Annotated in this window: 14 protein-coding genes; 10 read left to right on the top strand and 4 right to left on the bottom strand. The window is 56.3% G+C overall.

Annotated features, from left to right (window positions below):
- Window positions 1-208: 208 nt before the first annotated feature.
- The 7 genes from ACGY09_RS21445 to ACGY09_RS21415 all read left to right on the top strand — a co-directional run bounded on the left by ACGY09_RS21445 (window position 209) and on the right by ACGY09_RS21415 (window position 12,622).
- Complete coding sequence (locus tag ACGY09_RS21445) at window positions 209-3,412, top strand: hypothetical protein (RefSeq protein WP_397569371.1); 3,204 nt, start codon at window positions 209-211, stop codon at window positions 3,410-3,412.
- Between the two features lie 298 nt (window positions 3,413-3,710).
- Entirely contained in the window at window positions 3,711-4,463 is a 753-nt protein-coding gene (locus ACGY09_RS21440; protein WP_397569370.1) for a hypothetical protein, read from the top strand.
- 554 nt (window positions 4,464-5,017) lie between these two features.
- Window positions 5,018-7,831, top strand: a complete 2,814-nt coding sequence (locus ACGY09_RS21435) for a class I SAM-dependent DNA methyltransferase (protein ID WP_397569369.1) — start codon at window positions 5,018-5,020, stop codon at window positions 7,829-7,831.
- Window positions 7,828-8,850 carry a virulence RhuM family protein gene (locus ACGY09_RS21430; RefSeq protein ID WP_397569368.1) on the top strand — a complete coding sequence of 341 codons (1,023 nt, stop codon included), beginning with the start codon at window positions 7,828-7,830 and terminating at the stop codon, window positions 8,848-8,850. The genes ACGY09_RS21435 and ACGY09_RS21430 overlap by 4 nt, the downstream gene beginning before the upstream one ends.
- Complete coding sequence (locus ACGY09_RS21425; protein ID WP_397569367.1) at window positions 8,843-10,891, top strand: DEAD/DEAH box helicase; 2,049 nt, start codon at window positions 8,843-8,845, stop codon at window positions 10,889-10,891. Before ACGY09_RS21430 ends, ACGY09_RS21425 begins: the two co-directional genes overlap by 8 nt.
- Window positions 10,884-12,080 (top strand): GIY-YIG nuclease family protein, encoded by a 1,197-nt coding sequence (locus tag ACGY09_RS21420; RefSeq protein WP_397569366.1) that lies wholly within the window; start codon window positions 10,884-10,886, stop codon window positions 12,078-12,080. Before ACGY09_RS21425 ends, ACGY09_RS21420 begins: the two co-directional genes overlap by 8 nt.
- A gap of 365 nt (window positions 12,081-12,445) precedes the next feature.
- A complete protein-coding gene (locus ACGY09_RS21415) occupies window positions 12,446-12,622 on the top strand; it encodes a type II toxin-antitoxin system ParD family antitoxin (protein ID WP_373652942.1) in 177 nt (58 codons plus the stop codon).
- 156 nt (window positions 12,623-12,778) lie between these two features.
- Here the strand turns inward: ACGY09_RS21415 and ACGY09_RS21410 are convergent, their stop codons facing one another.
- The 3 genes from ACGY09_RS21410 to alaS form a co-directional block, all read right to left on the bottom strand.
- Window positions 12,779-13,450, bottom strand: coding sequence for a DUF6930 domain-containing protein (locus ACGY09_RS21410; protein ID WP_373652943.1), 672 nt, complete (start codon window positions 13,448-13,450; stop codon window positions 12,779-12,781).
- Between the two features lie 2 nt (window positions 13,451-13,452).
- Window positions 13,453-13,803 (bottom strand): hypothetical protein, encoded by a 351-nt coding sequence (locus tag ACGY09_RS21405; protein WP_373652944.1) that lies wholly within the window; start codon window positions 13,801-13,803, stop codon window positions 13,453-13,455.
- A 1,070-nt stretch (window positions 13,804-14,873) separates the two neighbouring features.
- Window positions 14,874-17,492: an alanine--tRNA ligase gene (gene alaS, locus ACGY09_RS21400; protein WP_397569365.1), complete on the bottom strand. Its 2,619-nt coding sequence runs from the start codon at window positions 17,490-17,492 to the stop codon at window positions 14,874-14,876.
- Between the two features lie 424 nt (window positions 17,493-17,916).
- On the opposite strand from alaS, the gene ACGY09_RS21395 reads away from it, so the two are divergent.
- On the top strand, window positions 17,917-18,720 hold the full coding sequence (locus ACGY09_RS21395) for a DUF4198 domain-containing protein (protein WP_397569364.1): 804 nt from the start codon (window positions 17,917-17,919) through the stop codon (window positions 18,718-18,720).
- A 68-nt stretch (window positions 18,721-18,788) separates the two neighbouring features.
- Here the strand turns inward: ACGY09_RS21395 and ACGY09_RS21390 are convergent, their stop codons facing one another.
- Entirely contained in the window at window positions 18,789-19,151 is a 363-nt protein-coding gene (locus tag ACGY09_RS21390; protein ID WP_397569363.1) for a hypothetical protein, read from the bottom strand.
- Window positions 19,152-19,280: 129 nt separating this feature from the next.
- Between ACGY09_RS21390 and ACGY09_RS21385 the strand changes: the two genes are divergently transcribed.
- Entirely contained in the window at window positions 19,281-21,713 is a 2,433-nt protein-coding gene (locus tag ACGY09_RS21385) for a DUF1549 and DUF1553 domain-containing protein (protein WP_397569362.1), read from the top strand.
- A gap of 69 nt (window positions 21,714-21,782) precedes the next feature.
- Window positions 21,783-23,138 (top strand): DUF1501 domain-containing protein, encoded by a 1,356-nt coding sequence (locus ACGY09_RS21380; RefSeq protein WP_397569361.1) that lies wholly within the window; start codon window positions 21,783-21,785, stop codon window positions 23,136-23,138.
- The last annotated feature ends 5 nt before the right edge of the window (window positions 23,139-23,143 follow it).

Raw genomic sequence — 23,143 nt, 5'->3', positions numbered from 1 at the left:
GCTCACGTTATCAGTATCGGATGGTTCGCATGATTCGGCAAGTAACGTCACCGCATCACTCGCATGACCTGAGAAGGATTCTTGTCGTACAATCACTCGATCTCCCGACGGGTGAGAATTCCCGCCCCATCGCGTCAGCCCTGTGCGCGAGCGAAGGGACCCACAATGACGTCCAAAGCATTCACAGAATCGAACGAGGAGCATCAAGATGGTACGTGGCTGGTTCGGGAGTGCATCGTCGTTCCTCACCCTGGTCTTCCTCGCGGGCGCATGTCTGGGCGGGGCCCCCGCCAGATGCCAGGGTGACGAAGTCACTGCGCAACCGGGTGACGGAGTCACCAATCGTCCGGGTGACGAAGTCACGAAAACTTCCGGCGAGGAACTCGACTACCACGTCACCGATCCCGACCTCAAGGTCGTACGGCTTGATACCTCACCCGATGACTCATTCCTCTCTGTCCGCACCGATTCCACCGGCCGCATCTTCGTAGGAGGCCGCAGAAATCTGTTCGCTTACGACCTGGACGCAGAAGGTCGCTACAAACCTCGAGTCCTGCTGTACGAATTCCCCGATCATACCTGGCTGAACGATATCGAAGTTCGCGGCGACGACCTGTACGTCGTCACTGTCAGCGCCGTCTATCGGATCCCGGGGGGACGAGTGAACCGGTCAGGACTGAAACCCGAGCGGCTGCTCTGGGGTGTCCCCAACGGACACGTCCACCAGTGCCTGCATGCCTGTGCGTGGGGCCCCGAAGGTGATCTTTACGTCTCGATGGGTGATCCACTGTGGTACTACGGCGATTTCACCCGCCCCGATCACTGGGGTCACTGGACCATGTTCTTCCGGCGATCCCCCACCGAGGGAACGGCAGCCAAAGCGGCGGCTCGAACGCTCAACCGATCGCAGACTCCTGCAACAGAAACAAGCAGAACTCACGACACCGAATTCCATCAGAAGTGGGATTCCATGCCCTACAACGGTGTCGGAGCCATCTTCCGCATTCGCCCCGACGGCACACACCTCCAGTCATTCGCACGAGGTCTCCGAAATCCCTGCGGTCTCTGCTTCGACAAAGACGGCAATCTGTTCACGAATGACAACGATCATGAAGGGATCCCTTCCCAGTTCGCACCGGGACGACTGATGCACGTCACCCCCGATTCGTACTGGAGCTGGCCGCGGGGCTGGATGCAGAGCAAGACGCCCGACCGCGCTGACATTCTCCCCATGGTCAACAACGAGATGGGAAGGGCGGTTCCCGTCCTGCAGACCTACTACGCCGATGGATATCTCCCCGACAAATACCATCACAGCCTGCTCGTCGCGCGCTGGTGTCGCCGGACCGTCTCCTATTTCCCGCTCGAACAACAGGGCGAAACATTCACCGCCACCGAAAAAATCCTGCTCGAAGGTCGCGATCAGGCGCGGCCTGTCGGCGTCTGCGTCGGTCGCGGGGGACGTGTCTTCGTCACACTCTGTTACATGGCGCAGAACGAAGGGTCCCCCACCTATCGCAGCGATCTCGCCGTCATCACGCGAAAAGACGACCCCGAGCAGATGCCCTTCGATCCGTATGACACGACGAGTGCTTCTGAGGAAAAACTGCTCGCCGAACTCAACAACCCGGCTCACTGGCGATCCTCCACCGCCCGGCAGGAATTGCTCCGGCGAAAGGTGACCGTCCCCTCCGCCAACCGGATCACAGAGAGATCACCAGCAAAGAAATCCGCGAACTCGCTCGCTTCGCTCCTCAGCCCCCGCGCCGATCAGCAATCCGCCGGTAAAAAAACCAGAGGGGAAGGGGAGGAACTGCTGAAATCGATCGAACGTGAGCCGCACGCCTACCTGCAGCGTCGACGTGAGGGAAAGTACCACCACTTCACATCGGCAACGGACCTGAACGCCGCCGATGCCGTCCCGAATCAGGCCGACCCGCTGGCTCTGGCGCGGTTCCCCCTGCCGAATCTGACTGCCGAACTGTGCCATGCCCCTGAAACGGTCTTACGGATGGCGGGCGTCCTGACAGCCGGTTTCCGCTTAACAATCCCCCCGGTCGATGCGCCACTCTCACCCGCAGCGCCGCTCGCTCCGCAGCAGAAAGAGGAAGCCAATATCATCCTGTACGCCGATGAGCCGGCTCCGATCGATCTGCGAACCCTCGGCCGAGTCGGGAACTACACCACGGCCGAACACTGGAACGCTCTGCCGCACACCCCGGAACAGGAACGACTCTTCGCGCTGCTGGTGGAACGCCTGCACGATGACAACGACCGGATCCGGCTTCAGGCCGCCCACTTTCTTTCACTGCTGAATGATCCTCGCAGTGAACCGCAGATCGCCCGCGTCGTCAGCGGAGTACAGGATCGCCGACTCGACGTGGCGAAACTGGAACACGTCAAGCCCGAGATCTGGACACTCGGCCCGATCCCCGATGCCGACGGTTTTCCAAAGACCGTCCATCCCGTGGAAACCACCGCGATCGACCTCAGCAGCCCGCTCACAATTGCGGGCAAAGAGTACGAATGGAAGAAGACGAAGCCCACAAGCCCTGATCGCCCGCTGTATGACTTCAACCTGCTGTTCGGCCCCTCCCCCAATTCGTCTGTCTACAGTCTGTTCCGGTTCGAAAGCCCGACCGCCAAGCGGATGCAGTTGCTGGTGGGGAGCGAGGATGGCGTCAAAGTCTGGCAGAACGGCAAACTGATCCACGAAAACGACATCGTCCGGCCTCTGATCCAACTGGACGACGTCGTGCCGCTCGACCTTGAACCGGGCAGCAACGACATCCTCGTCCGCGTCGGGATGAGGCAAGGGATCGGCGGCCAGTACCTGCATTTCCGCCATCTCGGCGATGTCCGCTTCTCACTTCCCGAAAAGCCGGACGGCCTGTCGCTGGCCGAGCGCCTGAAGTCACAAACCGAAGGAGGGACCCAAGCCGCTCTCGACCCCAAGTTCGTCCAATACGACTGGGCCGAGGAGATCAAGCAAGGAGACCCCGTCCGAGGCCGCAAGCTGTTTGGTGCCGAATCACTCGGCTGCGTCAAATGCCACGCCGTGACGGCATCGCAGGCAGGAGGAGGCGGCCCGAGCCTCGCGGACGCCGGAAAACGCTTCACGTTACCCTACCTGGTCGAATCCGTCCTCGTCCCCAGCAAGAACATCTCCCCCGTCTTCCGTTCAACGGTGGTCACGACCCACGAAGGAAAAGTCATCACCGGCCTCGTCGTCTCCGAAACCGGCGAAAAGGTCGAGGTGCTGTTACCCGACACCAAACGCATCACGGTCGAAAAGACACAAATCGACGAACGCCAGTTCGGCGAAGCCTCAGCCATGCCGCTCGGCCTGGTAAAAACCCCCGAAGAACTCCGCGACGTCCTGGCCTATCTCCTGAGTAACCCAACTGAGTAGTGCGTGCTCCGACTGAGCAATGAGGGCTCACGATGGCGAGCATTGACGACTCATCGAAAAGGGGGAGATTCGAGTATCAGAAGTCCCATTGTTCTGACAGTTTTTTCAGGGATGCCGCGATTGCGGACAACTGATCACGTATTTGGATGTATTCCCTTTCCTCATCAAGATACGGAGAGCGATGCCAGCATCATTGACACGTAACGAATTTTACTGGATCACTGATCGTCTCATTCAGGAGATGAACCATCGGGCGAGCGTGTACAGCCGCTGGTGCCTTCGTAGGCCCAGAAAGGACTTGGTCGCTACGATTGAGGATCGGGGGAAGTCCAAGAAGATCGAGCATGGTCCGGTTGCAACCTCTTCACGAATTGCACATGCGCTGTTGCGAGACGAGCGGCTTCATGCTGATCCTGATACGCCCGACATTGGGATTGAGGTTCCCCAAGAATTAATTGAGCGTGGTACAGCAGTCGTTGAAAGTGCCATCGCCGAGATCACACGACAGTTCAGCCGATTGGCAAAGGAGGAACGCGTCACGGGCGCGTTGCAATATGATCTCAATCGATTTGGAACAATCGAACAGGACGGCTGGCAATTAACGATCATTCTTCAAGGTTTCACTGAAAAGCCCAAAGAGAAAACAACCGGTGCCGACTTTGGTGTCATTGTCGATCTCAAACACGCGGGCAGACAGGTATCGAAGGCTTTTTGGGCACAAGCGAAGCTGGCGGATGCGGTTCCCAATGATCCGCTGACATTACCCGATCTCAAAGGGCAAATCGCAAAAATGCTCAAGCGGACCCGCGAGGCCTATGGTGTCATCTATACCCCAAACGGAATCGAAGTGTTTCAGGGGCGGGAAAGTCAGAAAAGGAGTACACTGTCACAAGTCATCGGCGACGTGGCCGCGTGCCGTCGTGGCGACCGACGCCCGCAGTTCCTCGCCGACACGGTTCATCGAGACTATTTGATCGAGATGGTGTTTGAATCAACCGGTACTGCAAGTCCTCCCAAAGTCAACATTGACTGGGCGACGGAGGGATTCTGATGCCGTGTGGCGAAACCAGAGTGGAGAATGCCACTGGGGACGATTCATAACATGAACCCGCGAGCAACAAGTATGAATGTGTTGAGAGTAATTTCCGCACGGGCGCGAAGTTTTCTCTGAAGTTCAGTGTCCTCCCGGTTGCCGTTCCCATTGGCATTCAGGAGGATGTCGTCACACCCGACGCCTTCACGCCCGTACTCGCAATTTCAGGGGGCTGGAGACGTTGTTCCGTTGATTCGCATCACCACCCACCACCCCTTCGCGTCTGGTTGAGCAATTTTGCGATATAATCGGAGTATTGCTTAAATTGCACGGAGACAGGCGACTTCAGAGGCGTGCGATTTCGTAGTCGGGATGGCCATTCATTGCTAGACTCAACCCCTCGGTGGTGTCAGCGAATGCATTGGCCAGTCAGCTCAACCCGACTCCTTAATGCTCTCCCCGGGGCCTTCCTTCTCGTCCGGGCATGCTCCAGCAGTAAACGGGGTCCAGCTGAACTGGTAGGGCTGGTTTTTCTGTGAATGTGATCCAATTGTGAGGAATGTTGAGCGGACATGAATGCAGTTGAAATTGAACAAGCCGTCTCCAGCCTTGCAGAAGCCCCGTTCGATCCGGCTGAATTTCCGTATGCATTCCTGGAGGCCTTTGGCAACAAAGCCACGACGATCAAGATCCTGAAGAGCGGAAAGTCCAACAAGTCGGATGTGGATGGGGCGGTTCTTCAACGCAACAACATCCACATCAAAGTTTGCGACGAAGGTCAGGTTTCAGATACGCTGAAAGCCTTGCGGGACAGTCCAGCGACGACCCGCCAAAAGGTCAAATACATCCTGGCGACCGATGGCGTCACGCTGGAATCCGAACGGCTCATCGATGGCGAGACGCTCGCCTGCGAATACACCCGCTTTCCCGATCGGTTCACGTTCTTTCTGCCATTGGCTGGGATCTCGACTGTCCGGCAGATTGATGAGAGCGCCTTCGATATACGGGCAACCAGCCGACTCAATCGCCTTTATGTCGAATTGCTGAAAACCAATCCCGACTGGGACACCGACGAGCGACGCGAGGAAATGAATCATTTCTTCGCCCGACTGATTTTCTGCTTCTTCGCAGAAGATACGAACATCTTCCTCGCTCCCAGGCTCTTCACCGCGACTGTTGAGCAGTTCAGTGACAGGGAATCGTCCAACACGCACGAAGTGATCTCTGAAATCTTTCGGGCAATGCATGTCAAATCAAATCAACAGAGCCGAAACGCGGCCAGGCTTCCCACTTGGGCCAACCAGTTTCCGTATGTGAACGGCGGGCTATTCTCCGGCAGGCTGGACGTCCCCCAATTCAGCAAGATTGCCCGGTCTTATCTGCTGCATGTCGGCAATCTCGACTGGACGAGAATCAATCCCGATATCTTTGGCTCGATGATTCAGGCGGTCGCCGATGATGAGGAGCGGGGTGCATTGGGGATGCACTACACCAGTGTTCCCAACATCCTCAAGGTACTCAATCCGCTGTTTCTGGATGACCTGCGGGAGAAACTGGAAGAAGCGGGGAATAATGCCCGGAAACTGCTCAATCTGCGGAACCGGATGGCCCGGATTCGTGTTTTTGACCCCGCCTGCGGCAGCGGGAACTTTCTGGTGATCGCCTACAAGGAAATGCGGGCGATTGAAGCAGAGATCAACAAGCGTCGCGGCGAAACGAACAGGCGTTCGGACATCCCGCTGACGAATTTCCGGGGAATCGAGATCCGGCACTTCTCCTGCGAAATCGCCCGATTGGCGTTAATCATTGCGGAGTACCAGTGCGATGTATTGTATCGTGGAGAAAAGCTCGCCATGGCGGAGTTTCTGCCGCTGGAAGCGGACAACTGGATCACCTGCGGAAACGCTCTGCGGTTAGACTGGCTCAGTATCTGCCCGCCGGCCGGGATTGCAGTGAAGTACCACGCCGATGACTTGTTTAGCACGCCACTGCAGCAGCCGGAGATTGATTTTGAAAACATTGGTGGCGAGACATATATTTGTGGCAATCCGCCGTATCTGGGCAGCAAATGGCAATCTAACGAGCAGAAATCAGAACTTAAGTTGATTTTCGAAAATCGATGTCCTGGATGGAAGTCACTGGACTATGTGGCTGCTTGGTTTATCAAAGCGTGTGACTACGCAAAACATACCTGTTCTGCTACTGCATTTGTGGCCACTAATTCAATTGTTCAAGGACAACAAGTCCCAATTCTTTGGCCAGCGATTCTGGAGTCAGGCAATGAGGTGTTCTTCGCTCATACATCATTCAAATGGTCTAATTTGGCTAGTCAAAAAGCCGGTGTCACCGTAGTGATTGTTGGTATCTCGAATTCACCACCGAGATCTCGACGACTGTATTCTGATTCTGACCGGAATGACGACAATATTGCCGTTAAAGAAGTCAAGAATATTAACCCTTATTTGATTCCTGGCTCGAATGCAATAGTTAGTCCGAAGTCAAGCCAACTAAGTAATTTGCCTGAAATGTATCGCGGCAACTCTCCAACTGATGGAGGCCATCTTTTGTTTGATTGGGGTGACCTCGAATTGACTAACCTCGATGAATCGACACGTGCTTTTATTAAGCCATTTCTCGGTTCTCGGGAACTCATTGCTGGCTACCACAGGTATTGCATTTGGATTGAAGATGACCAGATCGAAACAGCGTTCAGGAATCCTTTCATTTCTAACAGAATTGAACATGTGCGGAGTTTTCGTCTATCTAGCAAGAAAGGGGCTACCGTAAGGGCAGCAAATTGGCCACACCGTTTTGATGAGCGCAAGCCTCTGCCTCGTTCATCGATCCTTTGCATACCAGTTATAAGTTCAGAAAATCGCCCTTATCTTCCAGTCGCGATTTTACCTCCGGGTACAGTTGTTTCAAACAAAGCATTTTTAATGCCGGGGGATCGACTATGGCCCTTTGCGATCATTGTTTCTAGGATGAATTTGACATGGGTGGCTACGGTTTGCGCACGCATGCGGACAGATTTCTCATACACTAACACCCTCGGGTGGAACACCTTCCCGGTTCCCACACTCACCGATCAAAACAAGGCCGATCTCGCGCGCTGCGCGGAAGAGATTTTGCTGGCCCGTGAATCGCACTTTCCGGCTACGATTGCTGATCTCTACGACCCTGAAAAGATGCCGGAGAATTTGCGCGAAGCCCATGACCGGAACGATGAGACGCTAGAAAGGATCTACATCGGTCGAAAGTTCAAGAACGACACCGAACGACTGGAAAAGCTGTTCGAGATGTACACCCAGATGACTGCTAAAGAGGCTGCCGAGAAAGGGCCTAAGCAGCCTGCTGGTCAGAAGCAGACCGGGGCTGATGCATGAGCGACCTGATCCTCTACACCTCTGAAGACGGTCAGGCTCGGTTCGAACTCCGGGTGAAGGACGGCACCATCTGGTTGACGCAACTGGAGATTGCAGAACTGTTTCAGACGACGAAGAATAACATCTCGCTGCACACGAAAAGCATTTGCGAGGAGGGGGAACTCACTCCTGAGGCAACTGTTAAGGATCACTTAACAGTTCAATCCGAGGGCAAAAGGACCGTCAAGCGGAGGATTTCCTACTACAACCTGGACCTGATTCTGGCGATCGGCTACCGAGTCCGCTCCCCGCGTGGAACGCAGTTCCGCCAATGGGCAACCACCCACTTGCGGGAATTTATCGTCAAGGGGTTCGTCATGGATGATGAACGCCTCAAAAATCCCGGCGGCTGGGATCACTTCGATGAGCTACTGGCCCGGATTCGGGAAATTCGGGCGTCCGAGAAACGGTTCTATCAAAAAGTCCGGGATCTGTTCGCCCTGAGTTCGGATTACAAAATCCGCGAACAGGAAACGATGCTTCTCTTTGCAGAAGTTCAGAATAAACTCATTTTCACAGTGACAGGGCACACGGCAGCGGAGCTGGTTACAAATCGAGCCGATCCAAACGCCGCCAACATGGGCCTGACCAACTGGAGCGGATTACGCGTCAGCAAACAGGATGTCATCACCGCCGAAAATTACTTGAACCAGGACGAAATCGATACGCTCAACCGGCTGGTGGTGATCTTTCTCGAACAGGCCGAGTTGCGGGTGAAACAACGAAACGATCTGACACTCGAATTTTGGCGAGACAACGTCGACAAACTACTGCAATTCAACAACCGGCCAGTCCTGTCCGGAGCAGGCAACGTGAGCCACGGCGACATAAAGCGGATTGTTCATGACCGTTTCGAGACATTCGCCCAGAACCGGAGGGAAGCGGAAGCTCTGGCAGCCGAGGCGGAAGATCTGAAGGAGATTGAACAACTGGACGATGAGTTGAAGAAGAACCAGCAGAAGGGCCGTGACGATGAGTAGTAAATCCATTCCCTCCGTCTCCGTGAAATACGCTCAGGATGGACGGTCCACCAAATCGAACGCGCTCGGCATGCGGCCGATGCAGGAACGTGTCTGGCAAATGCGAGGGGAGCAGTATCTGCTGATCAAATCCCCACCCGCTTCGGGCAAGAGCCGGGCTTTGATGTTTGTGGCACTCGATAAGCTGCACAAACAGGGACTGAAGCAGGCGATTATCGTCGTGCCGGAACGCTCCATCGGTTCGAGTTTCAATAACGAGCCGCTCAGTCAGTTCGGGTTCTTTGCAGACTGGGTGGTGAAGCCGAACTGGAATCTCTGCAACGCGCCCGGTGACGACAACGGGGGCAAAGTCGATTCGGTGAAAGCGTTTCTGGAGAGTGGCGATCAGGTGCTGGTCTGCACCCATGCGACGTTCCGGTTTGCGGTGGAACGATTCGGCGTGGAAGCGTTCGATCACCGGCTGATCGCCGTTGACGAATTCCACCATGTTTCGGCCAGCCCGGACAACCGGCTGGGGGAACACGTCCGCCAATTCGTTGCCAGAGACAAAGCGCATCTCGTGGCAATGACGGGTTCCTATTTCCGAGGGGACACCGAGGCGGTGCTGCACCCGGACGATGAGTCAAAGTTCCAGACGGTGACCTACACCTATTATGAACAGCTCAATGGCTATCAATACCTGAAACAGCTCGATATCGGCTATTTCTTTTACTCCGGCAGCTACACTGATGAGATTCCGAATGTCTTGAACCCCGGCGAGAAAACGATTCTGCACATCCCGAATGTGAACTCGAAGGAGAGCAGCAAGGATAAAATCCGGGAAGTGGAACACATCATTGAGGAACTTGGGGACTGGCAGGGAACTGATCCTCAAACCGGTTTTCAGTTAGTGAAGACGAAAGATGGGAAGGTTCTCAGGATTGCGGACCTGGTCGATGACGACGCCGCCAAGCGGGACAGGGTTTCCTCTGCCCTAAAAGATTCGGCCCAGAAAAACAACCGGGACCATGTGGATATCATCATTGCTCTGGGGATGGCCAAGGAAGGCTTCGACTGGATCTGGTGCGAACATGCCCTGACAGTCGGATACCGTTCCAGCCTGACAGAGATCGTTCAGATCATTGGCCGGTCGACCCGTGACGCCCCTGGAAAGACGAGGGCACGGTTTACGAACCTGATCGCAGAACCAGACGCGACGGAAGCGGCCGTCGTCGAAGCAGTGAATGATACGCTGAAGGCGATCGCCGCCAGTCTGCTGATGGAACAGGTCCTGGCGCCCCGTTTCGAGTTCCGGCCCAAGAATCCGACCAACACCGCGACTCCCGGACTGGACTACGGTGACGGTGGATATGACCCCAACAAATCCAATGTTGGGGTCGATCCCACGACTGGAACGGTTCAACTGGAAATCAAAGGGCTGGCCGAACCCAAAAGCGAAGAAGCAGAACGCATCTGCCGCGAAGATTTGACGGAACTGGTGACAGCATTCGTCCAGGACAAACAGGCCATCGAGCGCGGTCTCTTCGATGAAGAACTGGTGCCGGAGGAACTGACTCAGGTCCGCATGGGGAAGATCATCAAAGAAAAATTCCCCAATCTGGATGATGAGGACCAGGAAGCGGTTCGCCAGCATGCCGTCGCGGCCCTGAACTTCGTACAGCAGGCCAAGAAGGTCCTTGACGACGCAGGCAATAGCGATGCCCGGAACACGTCGCTGATCGACGGGGTGCGGAAATTCGCGTTATCGGTCAAAGAACTGGATATCGATCTGATCGACCGTATCAATCCATTCGGTGAAGCCTATGCCATTCTGGCCAAATCCATGAGCGAGGAACGGCTTCGGCAGGTGGCCGAGATTGTTACTGCCAAGAAAATCACAATGACGTTGGAGGAAGCTCGCGATCTAGCGAAACGGGCCTTGAGATTCAAAGCGGAAAAATCCCGGCTTCCTTCATTGACCGCTGCTGATCCATGGGAAAAGCGAATGGCAGAGGGAATTGCATTTCTCCAGCGGGAAGCGAGGGCGAGCAAAAATGGCTAAGAAAAAACAACAGGTCACCGATGACGATTTGGATCTGCTGGAGGAATTGGGAGTCGAATCCGAACCGGTCCAAACGGGCGGTCGCACTCCTAGAGAGCAACGCATCATCGCCGGTTTCGAGGAAATTGAACGGTTCATCGAAGAACGCGGTAGACATCCTCAACATGGCGACGACCGAGACATTTTCGAGCGATTATACGCCGTTCGTCTCGACCGGATCAGAGAATCGTCAGAATGTCGCGAAGTTTTGAAAGACTTGGACGCACGGGGGTTGCTGGGGGACAAGGGCAACTCGTCCATTGGTGGCGATGACCTGCAGGATGACGAAGACCTTTTGGCAGCATTGGGCGTTGATAAGTCTTCCGGCGGTGACATCACGAGCCTGGTTCATGTCCGACCGAGATCGGAGATCAGCGCGGCCGAAGAGGTTGCGCAACGCACACCGTGCTCTGATTTTCACCTCTTTAAACCTCTTTTCGAGACGGTTCAGCAGGATTTGGATGCAGGCAAACGCAAGACCGTGAAATTCGGAGAGAAGGCAGCCATTAGAGAAGGGCATCTCTTTATTCTTGACGGGCAAAAGGCGTTCGTCGCGAAGGCTGGCGAAGTGTTTACTAATGACTACGGACATGAGAACTGCAGGCTCCGTGTCATTTATGATAACGGAACAGAGAGCGATTTACTGCTTCGCTCGCTACAAAGCGCTTTATATAAGGACAAGCACAGTCGCCGAATCCTTGACCGTGACCAAGTGGGACCATTGTTTCTCGATAACGAGGAAGAGGGGGATCAGGCGACAGGATACGTTTACGTTCTGCGTAGCCTGTCCGATCACCCGTTCGTCGCGGAACATCGTAAGGCGATTCACAAAATCGGTGTTACGGGCGGCAACGTAACGAAGCGGATAGCCAACGCAAAGAAAGACCCGACGTACTTGCTGGCGGAAGTGGAGGTCGTGGCCGAATACAAGCTGGCCAATATCAACCGCAAAGCCCTCGAAGTTTTAATTCACAAGTTCTTTGCTAACGCCCGCCTGGACCTTGAGTTGAAGGATCGCTTCGGTTCTCAGGTTGAACCCAGAGAATGGTTCCTCGTCCCTCTACCTGCGATCGATGAAGCTATGCAGAAAATCAAAGAGGGTACGATCGGAGAATTCCAGTATGACCGTGAGAGCGCACGGCTCGTTTGACGACACGACTTCCTTTTCAAAGAGCACGCTGGAATTTTTGGTAGAAGAATCTGAAGAAGCAATGATCTTTGGGCCTGATGAGGACGCCGAAGAGGGGAGAAGTCCCATTTCAGAAGCATCGTGATGTTCCCGTGCCGTCATGGACGTGTGAGCGGCACGTTGAACAGATCATTGGAGTTATGCCTCTTTCCTTCTACCAAGCAGGTGAGGGTCGGCAAATGAAAATCGATGACGCCTGAGTCAATCTCGCGTCTGTTGCCCCACGTTCTTCGCTGTGGCAAAGCCCTTCGGCGCTTTCTGGAAAAATGGCAAAAATTGCCAACGATGCTATCCTGAGCGGAAGTACGCAGAGCAAGGAAAACGCCATGCCGACCCGAAACATCAATTTGACCGGGCATTTCGACCGATTCGTGGAAGAGCAGGTGGGCGCCGGACGGTACAAGAACGCCAGCGAAGTGCTCAGGGCCGGTCTGCGACTCCTGGAGCAGCAGAGGCAGATCGAAGGCCAGAAACTGGAGGCCCTGAGAAAACTTGCCGCCTAGGGATTTCGTGAACTCGATCAGGGCCAGGGGTCGACCTTAACCAGCGAAAGTAGTGTCCGAAGCGCGATTGCAATAATCAGTCGCCGGTCAGCGGAGGCGAGTAATTACCCGCAGGCCGGCGGGTAGATGAGTTAGAGATGTCGGCGACGACTTTCGTCACTCGATCTCTTCCTGCTCGAAATAGTTGGCCAATCCCTGTTCCAGTGTCGCCATTGCTTCGGCCAGCGTCTCTGCCTTGTCATCTTCGAAGACGACGCCGCCATCGTCGATGGCTCGAACTGTGAACCCATAGCTTTCCTGATCGCCGATCTCAATATGGCCGCAACCCTGGACCCAATTGGCGATCGCGGGAAACAGGTTCTCGACTATTGCCTGCTGCTTGCTCGGTCTGACCATCTCTGACCGGCGAGCCTCCCGTATCCGCTCCAGCTCTCGTTGGAAAGCGGTTTTCGCTTTGGGAAGCTCTTTCCTTACCGACACTTGGATGCCGAGTTCCTCCAGCGGCGGAATGAGTTCCTGCCATTGCCGATGCCCACGGACATGCAAGCGGCGAGGACAGCGTCCCTTGCCGACGAGCGGTCGCAGCATCGCGACGGTCAGCAAGGCCGAAAGATCACCCACTTTGGGCCTGCCCTCAACCTGCGATTGCACCAGCAGTGAACCATCATCCTTGTTGACGACAAGGCCGAGATATTGGGTTTCCGATTGGCTGAGTGATTCGGGCAAAGCTCGGACGTCGATTTCCCAAGTTTGATCCACTTGCCCCAGCGATTGGATCCCTTGGTCGAGAATGGTCCCCGCATCCAGTTTCTTCCTGGCCTTCGCCACGATCACTTCCTCCTGCGGCGTTGTTCCATCTTTCTTGCCACAAACTGCGAATCTTCACCGTTATGAAAGAAGATCTTCCCGTGAAGCTTGTCATCTTTCATCACGGCCCATCCACGCCCTTGGGCCGGATCCATTTCGTCATTGCCGTCCCAAGTCCACTCGACCGCCGGTCCACCGTCCCGCACCGTCAACCTGCAATCCATTTGCCCATGAACGTAGCCGAAGTGGAACTCGCCTTCACTCTTGCCCCTGAACTCGATGTAGCCTTCTTCCTCTTCGTCGATGAACTCCTGATCCCAGGCACTCATCGAGACGATCCGCCAGCGCCCAGTGAATGGCGATTTCGTTGCCATGAGATGCCCTCAAATTTCTGCTGACGGGATCAGTCACCTGCGCGACTCTACGCACTTCGCTTCAGGATGGAGTTTCATCAGTTCACGAAGGTAAATCACTGCGGACACTCCATACCGAGGGTCAGCGCGAGCAACTAGTTTGAGTCCGTTGAGGTGAATTTGCAAAGGTGAGCGCAGTTCGCCCGGTAGTGTTGCTGAACGGAGGGGCGAATCTGTGGAGGCTTGATTTTAAGTCTTTGCCCTAGGCTGATCTCTGGTGGCCTTTCAGGCCAAGGAGGATGGTCCATTGTCCTCACGAGAGGCTTATTCCAAACGTCTGGATGTTTGGGCTCGTCGGTTTGCTGTCGGTGGTTGAGACTACACGCATTCCAAATCTTGCGTGGAATGGTGACGAGACCAGAGCAAGGGGATTCTCAATTGAAGAGCTTTTTCGGTCCGCGAGTAGGGGGCGAAGCCCAGCGAGGCTTGGTTTGTCTGGCGGACGCTGCCAAGTGTGGGGCACTCAGGGAGACGATTCGGGGTGCTGCCGGGGGGACTGGCCAGCCCTTGGCCAGTCGGTGGCCAGTCCCATGTGTCATCGAGATCACGAGTTACGTATTTTTGAGGGACTGGCCCGGCTGGCCACGTGATTTTCGCTGAGGGCCTTTCCGTTCGGGCCGCTTCACGCCTTGATGCCTCGTCACGCGCGAAGCGGCAGAGACGTTGATGTGCGGTGCCTTGCGGCACACAGCGACATTCTGAGAGCCGCTGACGGACTCAAGGAATTCACCGTTATTTGACAATTGGAAACAAGAATACGTCGTGCTGCCTGCGGGTCTTCACGTGGAACCGGCGTCCCGCCGGTTTCTGGGATTTGGCAGGTTTCGCTGGCAGGCGGGTGTGGCAGAATGAGGGGGCTGCGTGAATGCAGAACCTGAATCCAGTACGACTTGATCTATGACTTGATCAAGGGTCGTTTGAAATTTGAACCGGCAGGATGCCGGTTCCACATTGGCAGTACCGGTGCGTTCGCTGGGAACGCACCGGCATGCTCCGTTTGAGATTTCTTACTTGCGGGACCTGGGGGTCGATCAGGCTTCCAGCTTGCCACGGAAGTAGGCGGCACCGGCGAGCAGGGCTTCGTCGATCTTCGCAGGATCTTTTCCGCCTGCTTCTGCCATCTCGGGTCGACCGCCACCGCCGCCGCCACAAATCTTTGCGGCGGTTTTGACGCAGTCGGACGCGGACGCTCCCTTCGAAACCAGCACGTCTTTGCTGACCGACGCGATGAAGGCGACCTTATCCTCGACCACCAGACCGAGCAGAATCGCCACCGAAGGAGCCTTCTCCCGGATTCGGTCGATAAAATCCTTCAGCGATTCACGTGGACAACCCGCGGCATTGTGGACGATCAACTTCACTCCGTTAATCGTTTCGGCCTTGGCCACCAATTGCTCGGCGGCGTCCGCCAGCGACGCGACCGTGTGCTTGGAAAGCTCTTTCCGCGCCTCGCGCAGTTCCGCCTGCAGCGACTCAATCTTGCGGGACAGCTCTTCCGGCTGTGACTTCAGCAGGGCAGAGGCCTCTTTGACCAGTTCTTCCGTTGCACGAATCCGTGACAGCGCTTTCGGGCCGGTGTAACAGGTGATGCGGCGAACGCCAGCCGCGACCAGTTCATCGCGGACGACACGGCACAGCCCCACTTGTCCGGTGTTCTTCAGGTGAGTTCCCCCGCACAGTTCGCGACTGAATTCCCCCATGCTGACGACGCGGACGTTATCGGGATACTTTTCCCCGAACAGCGCCATCGCCCCCAGAGCCCGTGCATCCGCAATCGGCATCAGGCGGGTCGAGACAGGGGCCCCCTCGGCGATCCGACCGTTGATCTCATCTTCGATGTGGATCAGTTCCTCGTGCGTCAGGCCCTTGGAATGCGCGAAGTCAAACCGCAGTTCGTCCTGCTGCACCTTGGAGCCTCGCTGGGTTGCGTTGTCCCCCAGATATTTCCGCAAGGCATGATGCAGGATATGCGTGGCCGAGTGAGCTCGCAGAATCCCGGCGCGTCGACTGGCATCGACTTCGGCGTGGACCTTCGCTCCAACGGCCATCTTCCCCGATTTCAACGCCCCGATATGGACGAGAAGTTCGCCATCACGCTGGGTGTCCTGGACTTCGAATGTCACTCCGTCACCGAAGATCTTGCCGGTGTCCCCGACCTGTCCCCCCGCTTCACCGTAGAAAGGGGACTGATTCAGGACTACGGCAATCTGCACGCCGGTTTTGTCGAACGCGGTCGCGAGTTGCCCATCGGCAATGATCCCCAGCACTTCCGCGTCCGCCGTGGTGGTATCGTAACCCAGGAACTGCGTGCCACCCGATTTTCGCAGTGCGTCGAGCGGGCCTGCGGACATGACCGAGTTGGCGAAGGCGCCACGACCGCTGGTCTGCTTGTGCTGTTCCTTGCATTCCGCGAAACGGGTCATGTCGACCGTCAGGCCTTCGTTGGCGGCCAGTGACTCGGTCAGCTCAATCAGGAAGCCGTCGGTCTGATGCAGGTCGAATGCGGCATCACCCGAAATGACGAGTGATCCTTCCTTCTTGGCATGTGCGACCAGTTTCTGGAATCGGCCAATCCCGGTTTCGACGACGCGCAGGAACTGCTTTTCTTCTTCGCGAATCGCGTTCTGCACCGCTTCGACCGTCTGGCCGAATTCGGGATAGGGGACCTTCATCATGTCCGCCACGACCGGAACCAGTTGCGACATGAACGGTTCCTGTTTTCCCAGCAGGAAGCCTTCCATCGATGCTCGGCGGAGCAGCAACCGGACGATGTAGTTTTCTTTTTCGGGACCGGGGCCGCAGCCTTCGTGCAGTGCGAACGAGCAGGCTCGGACGTGGTCGGCGATTCGCCGGAGTGCCCGGCCTTCCGGAGCGCCGTAGTCGTACTTCACCCCGACGATTTCACCGGCCGCCTGACAGATCGGCTTGAGGATGTCGATTTCAAAGTTGCTGAGCACCCCCTGAAGCGTCGATGCACAACGCTCCAGCCCCATCCCGGTATCGATGTTCTTCTTGGGAAGTGGTTGCAGATTGTTTGGCGGCGCACCGACCCGGTTGAACTGGGTGAAGACGAGATTCCAGATTTCGACAGGCTTCGTGGAGCCGGGTGGCAGGTAATAGATTTCGCTGCACGGTCCACAAACGCCATCGGGCCCCTGAGAAGGAGATGACGCAGGCCAGAAGTTTTCCCCTTCGTCTTCGCGCGAGATCCGGTTCGCGGGGAGTTTAATCTCCTTGTTCCAGATGTCGAACGCCTCCTGATCGTCGAGGTAGACGGTGACCGTCAGGCGGGTGGGATCCAGCCCGAGCCACGATTTCGTGGTCAAAAATTCCCAGGCCCAGTGGATCGCTTCGCGTTTGAAGTAGTCACCGAACGAAAAGTTCCCCAGCATTTCGAAGAACGTGTGGTGGTAGGCGGTAACACCGACGTTACCGATGTCCCCGGTGCGGAGACACTTCTGTGAGGTCGTGGCCCGGGTGAAATCAATCGGGCCGATCCCCAGAAACTGATTTTTGAACTGGTTCATCCCGGCCGGTGTGAACAGCACGGTTGGATCATCTTTGGGAACCAGCACATCGGTAGGACGACGTACGCACCCTTTGGATTCGAAGAACGAAAGGTACTTTTCGCGAAGTTCATCTGTTTTCATAGAAATTCCGTCCGTCGTCCCTGACTCCGACCTGGTGAAGACCCTGGCCGGCCAATTTGGTAATGTTTTTCGTACTTTCCGGGAAATCAAGCTGATGTTCAACAGCAAAGAGACCACCGCGTTTCGAGCGCAGGGACTGGGTGGAAAAGATAGCACAAGCCGGGAATGACAGCGACCATTCGAGGGGGTAATGGCCCGGGACCGCAAAACCGGCCCTCGGCGTTCCTTCTCAGAGCTCCCCGGTTGAGATTTCGATCCCGCGACGTTTCCGGCTGTCCGTTCACGACGAAACCGCTGACCAATATGATGGGGGGATCCCCATGACGCCGGACGGACCGGCCCATCGACTCGACACGCTGGTCTTAAATCAGCATGATCAAATGACACCCGTTGACACCCCAAACAGGCGACCTGAGGAGATTTCATGCGAGCTTTCCTGCTGACTCTGGCTTTCGTGCTGGCCCCGCTTGGTTCCTTTGCTCACGACACGTGGGTGGAAACGAATACGGCTCTCGTCCGCCAGGGGGACGTGGTCTTTGTCGATCTGAAATTGGGGAACCATGGCAATGACCACCGCGACTTCAAACTGGCCAGCAAGATCGCCCTTGCTCCGTGCAATCTGGCGGTGATTGGTCCCGATGGAACGCGCGTCGATCTGAAGCCGGGACTGTTCGATAACGGCTTCGGCCCCAAAGAAGGGTACTGGAGCGGTCGTTTCGTGACGAAAGAGGCAGGACTGCACGTCGTCTCGCACACACTCGAAACGCTGCATGGCACGACGAGGACCATCAAGAGCGGCAAGACGTATTTCGTGACCAGCCCGAAACTCGATGAGGTTTCCTCGAACAGCGCCAACTTTGACAAGCCGCTGGGACACGCCATGGAACTTGTCCCGCTCACCAATCCCGTCACGGGACTTGCACCGGACACGCCCATTCGTGTGCGGCTGATTTACCAGTCAAAGCCGTTGCCCGGTGCCCGTGTCAGCTTTATCCCACGTGGAACGACGCTGGCAGAAGGGTTTGACAAGGATTACGAGGCGATCACGGACGCCCACGGGACCGCTTCATTCACTCCCAAAGAAGGGAATGTCGTTCTGGTCGTCGTCCATCACCCGGTTGCGGATCAGAAGGGGACCGGCTACGAAAAGACGCAGTACTCGGCCACCTTGACCCTCTCGGTCCCTCAGCAAAGTCGACTAAGGGGTAGCGACGTGAAATTGCAGTAACCAAGAGGAGATCAAGACGTTTTCTGTGTTGTGCCACGTCGAGTTCAGTGCGACGCAGAAACAATCAATCACTCAGGTTTGCCGTCGTCATTGTCCTCCGCCAGGTGAAACGAGTGCAGGAAGCGGTGGTAAACCGGGGTGAGAAGAATCGCCAGCAGCGTGAGAAAAATGATGCCGCTGAACAGGCAATAACCTGTTGCGAACAGTTTTCCCGAGACAGTTGATAACGGGTCGACGGGTCCCATCCCCGTCAGGATCATCGCCGCGTTCAGCAAAGCGTCGACCCAGTCCAGCTCACCGAAGTAGTGGTAACCGATCGCACCGACCAGCAACGAAAACGCCGTGACCGCGAGCGCTAAACTCGCACTGAGCAGCACGCGTCGCAGAAAAACCCAACGCGACGCCAAAGCGTCCGACCTGTTCTCGAACATTGATCTTTCCCGTTAGCAATTCAGGATTCCGCACTACGGCCTCGACGCAATCTTGTGGAAAACGACGCCGCAGCCATAGAATCCTGCTGATATGTTGATGCGTACTGAACAAACCTCAGGTTGCGTGCTATGCGATGGTCCACCTCGTTCGTCGTCACTGCGGGCATGCTCGTCCTCTTCAGTCAGCACACGCAGAATCTGGTTGCGACCGAGCGAACGATCTCGATCAGCCCGCCCGCCATTGTGCTTGACCGGCCCGAGTCCTCCGAGCAGATCCTCATCACCGAACGGGTCGGCACACGGCAGTTCGATCGGACGCGCGAGTTTCAGTACAGTGTAGCGGACCCGGCAATCATTGAAATTCGCGCTGATGGACTCGTCCATCCCCGCGCGGAAGGAACGACGCAACTCATCATCACCCAGGGGGAAGACCGGTTGACAGTGCCGGTGACGGTGTCAGGACTCAACGATCCCCGGCCCGTTTCGTTCCCCTCTGAAATTCAACCACTGCTGACCAAAGCGCGATGTAACTCGGGGGGATGCCATGGGAAAGCCGAAGGGCAGAACGGTTTCAAGCTGAGCCTGCTGGGGTTTGATAATGAGTCTGATTTCGACGCATTGGTGAAAGAGTCCGGCGGCCGACGATTGGATTTCGCCCGCCCGGAGACGAGTCTGATTCTGCAGAAGGGGACCGCTCGCATGCCCCATGGCGGGGGAGCCAAAATTGACCGGTCCGGTCCGGGCTACAACCTGATGCTGCGCTGGATTCGGGAAGGGGCCCCGTTTGATTCGCCGTCCATTCTCCCCACCGTCCGGATTGAGATCGAGCCGGCTGAACTGATCATGGATCCCAAGTCCTCTCAGCAGATCAAGGTCACGGCAATCGACGCGGCAGGAAAACGCCAGTGCGTCACGACGGCAGCGGAGTTCATCTCGAATGCCGCTTCACTGGTCGAGACGACCTCCAGCGGACTGATACACTCGCGTGAGATCCCAGGGGAAGCGGCGATTCTGGTCCGATATCTGGATCAGGTGGCGGTCTGTCGCGTGACACTTCCCCGTCCGCATCCAGAAGCGATTCGGCCCCAGGAAAACAACTTCATCGATCGACACGTTGGCGACAAGCTGGTCCGACTGGGAATCCCGGCGAGTTCCCCCGCAGACGACTCCACGTTTCTCCGTCGGGTTTTCCTCGACACGATCGGGACGCTGCCGACCAGTGCTGAGGCTCGTGCGTTTCTGTCAGACAACCATCCCGAGAAGCGAATTCGGATCATCGACTCGCTTCTCACGCGTCCCGAATACGCCGAATTCTGGGCGATGAAGTGGTCTGACATTTTGCGAGCTGACAAGATCAAGATCACGCCGCAGGGAACCGTGGGGGTGACCCGCTGGTTGCGAAAATGCTTCGCCGAGAACCTGCCCTATGACGAATTCGCCCGACAGATTCTGACCTCACAAGGATCGATTCAGCAAGAGGGCCCCGCCGCCTTCTTTAAGTCACTCGAGACTCCCGAAGCGACGGCCCGATCGGTCAGCCAGTTGTTCCTGGGTGTTCGGATCGAGTGTGCGCAGTGTCATCATCATCCGAGTGAGAAATGGAGTCAGGACGATTACGCCGGTCTGGTGGGCTTCTTCACCGGTGTCGCTTTCAAGAAGTTACCCAACGGAACGGAGTCGGTCATTTCTCGAAAAGGGACCGACTACAATCACCCCCGCACGGGACTTCCGGTGGCGACACGAGGACTCGGTGCACCTCCCGCCGACTTGCGTGCCGTTGCCGACCGACGTCAGGCATTTGCGGCCTGGATGACCGACGTGGAAAATCCCTTCTTTACACGGGCAATTGTCAATCGCCTCTGGGCTCACTACCTGGGACGAGGTCTGGTGGAGCCGATTGACGATCTGCGAGCCACGAACCCTTCGACCAATGAACCCCTGATGGATCATCTGGTGACGCACTTGAAGGAACTGCGTTACGACCTGAAGGCGTTCACGAAAACCATTCTCAGCTCGCAAACGTACCAACTCGCTTCCGCCACGAAGGAAGGGAATCGCGACGATTTTCAGCACTACTCCCACGCATTAACCAAGTCGATGCCAGCCGAGGTCTTACTCGATGCGGTCTGTCATGTGACGCTGGTCCCCGAAAAGTTCAATGGCTGGCCCGAGGGTTACCGTGCGATCCAGGTGTGGGACAATCGCATGCCGTCGTACTTCTTCCGCATCTTCGGGCGACCTGTGAGGGCCAGTGTTTGCGAATGTGAACGGAGTAATGAACCGAGCATCTCACAGGCATTGCATCTTTTGAACTCACCTGAAATTCACGAAAAGATCACCCACCCACACGGCCGGGCCCGGCAACTGGCCGAATCTTCGCTCGCCAATGCGGAACTGCTCGAAGAACTGTTTCTCTGCACGCTGACCCGCTTCCCCTCGGAATCAGAAAAGGACCTGCTGCTGTCGGAACTGGAGACAGCACAAGCGGATCGACGCGCGGTTGTCGAAGACATCTTCTGGTCGATCCTGAACACCAAAGAATTCCTCTTCAATAACGAATAGAGACCAGACATACATTGAACTGTTCGAGGGCCTCGGGATTTCGATGATCCGGGCCATGAAGGAGTATCCATGTTTGAAATTCCCTACGGACCGTATGCCAACCGTCGTTGTGATGGCATCTCGCGGCGACACATGTTCCGCGTTGGGTCAACCGGTCTGTTCGGTGCACTGAGCCTGCCGCAACTGTTACGCGCCAACGACGCGGTACCAGGTCTAGAGGCGTCGATTCGCACCCGGGCGAAAGCCACCTCGTGCATCTTCATCTTTCTGGAAGGGGGCCCGCCTCAACAGGATATGTGGGATCCCAAGCCCGAAGCTCCTGCGGAAATTCGAGGCGCGTTCCAGACGATTGCGACAAAGACCCCGGGTGTCTTCTTTTCCGAGCACTGCCGGAAATCGGCAGAGATCACAGACAAGTTCACCGTCGTCCGCAGTCATTCCCATACCGATAACGGGCACAGCACCGGGTATTACTACCTGATGACGGGACACAAGCCGACGTTCCCCGACGGTGAGCATCCGATTCCCACCAATACCGTATTTCCCTCATTGGGATCTTACGTCAGTAAGGAACTGGGGTCGAATGGCAAGGTCCCAGCGTACGTCAATCTGCCTCACCCGATGTCTGCCGGGGGATCGGGATTCCTGGGTGCGGAATTTTCACCGTTCGTGATCGAAGCCGACCCGAGTGAGCCCGATTTTGAAGTGAAGGATCTGGGTCGCGTCGAAGGACTTTCCGACAGCCGCGTCGCCCTGCGACAGCGGTTATTGTCAGGGCTGGAACAAGGTCGGCAGCGCATCGGTCGAGCCGCTGCCATGTCCACCTACTACGCCAAGGCGAACACGCTGATGAATTCCCCCGAGGCGCGGAGGGCGTTTCAAATTCAAGCCGAACCCGCCTCCGTCCGTGAAAACTATGGAATGACGCAGATTGGCCAGTGTGCGCTGCTGGCACGTCGAATGGTCGAAGCAGGCTGCCGCTTTGTCGGATTGGATGCACCGGGCTGGGATGTGCATTTTAACTGCTTCCCCAGTCTCGCCAACGACCTGATTCCACCGGCCGATCGTGCGTTCGCCGCGCTCATCAATGATCTGGAAGAGAGAGGACTGCTCGACAGCACCTTGGTCGTGATGATGGGAGAAATGGGACGAACACCACGCGTCAACGCTCAGGCGGGCCGTGACCACTGGTCGATGGCCCAATCGATTATCTTCGCGGGTGGGGGAGTGAAACCCGGTCAGATCATCGGAGCGACCGACGCACAAGCAGCGGCTCCGCTCTCGGATCCCGTCAGCGTCGCAGATGTGCTCCGTACAATTCACACGCTACTGGGGATCGACTCCACCAAAGAATATCCCGATCCGCTGGGGCGTCCGGTTCCTATCGTGAACGGGGGAAACGTCATTCCCGGTCTGATCGCCTGATCCCA

The sequence above is a fragment of the Schlesneria sphaerica genome, from assembly GCF_044336245.1.
Lineage (GTDB): Bacteria > Planctomycetota > Planctomycetia > Planctomycetales > Planctomycetaceae > Schlesneria > Schlesneria sphaerica.
This window is presented reverse-complemented; position numbering and strand designations above follow the sequence as displayed.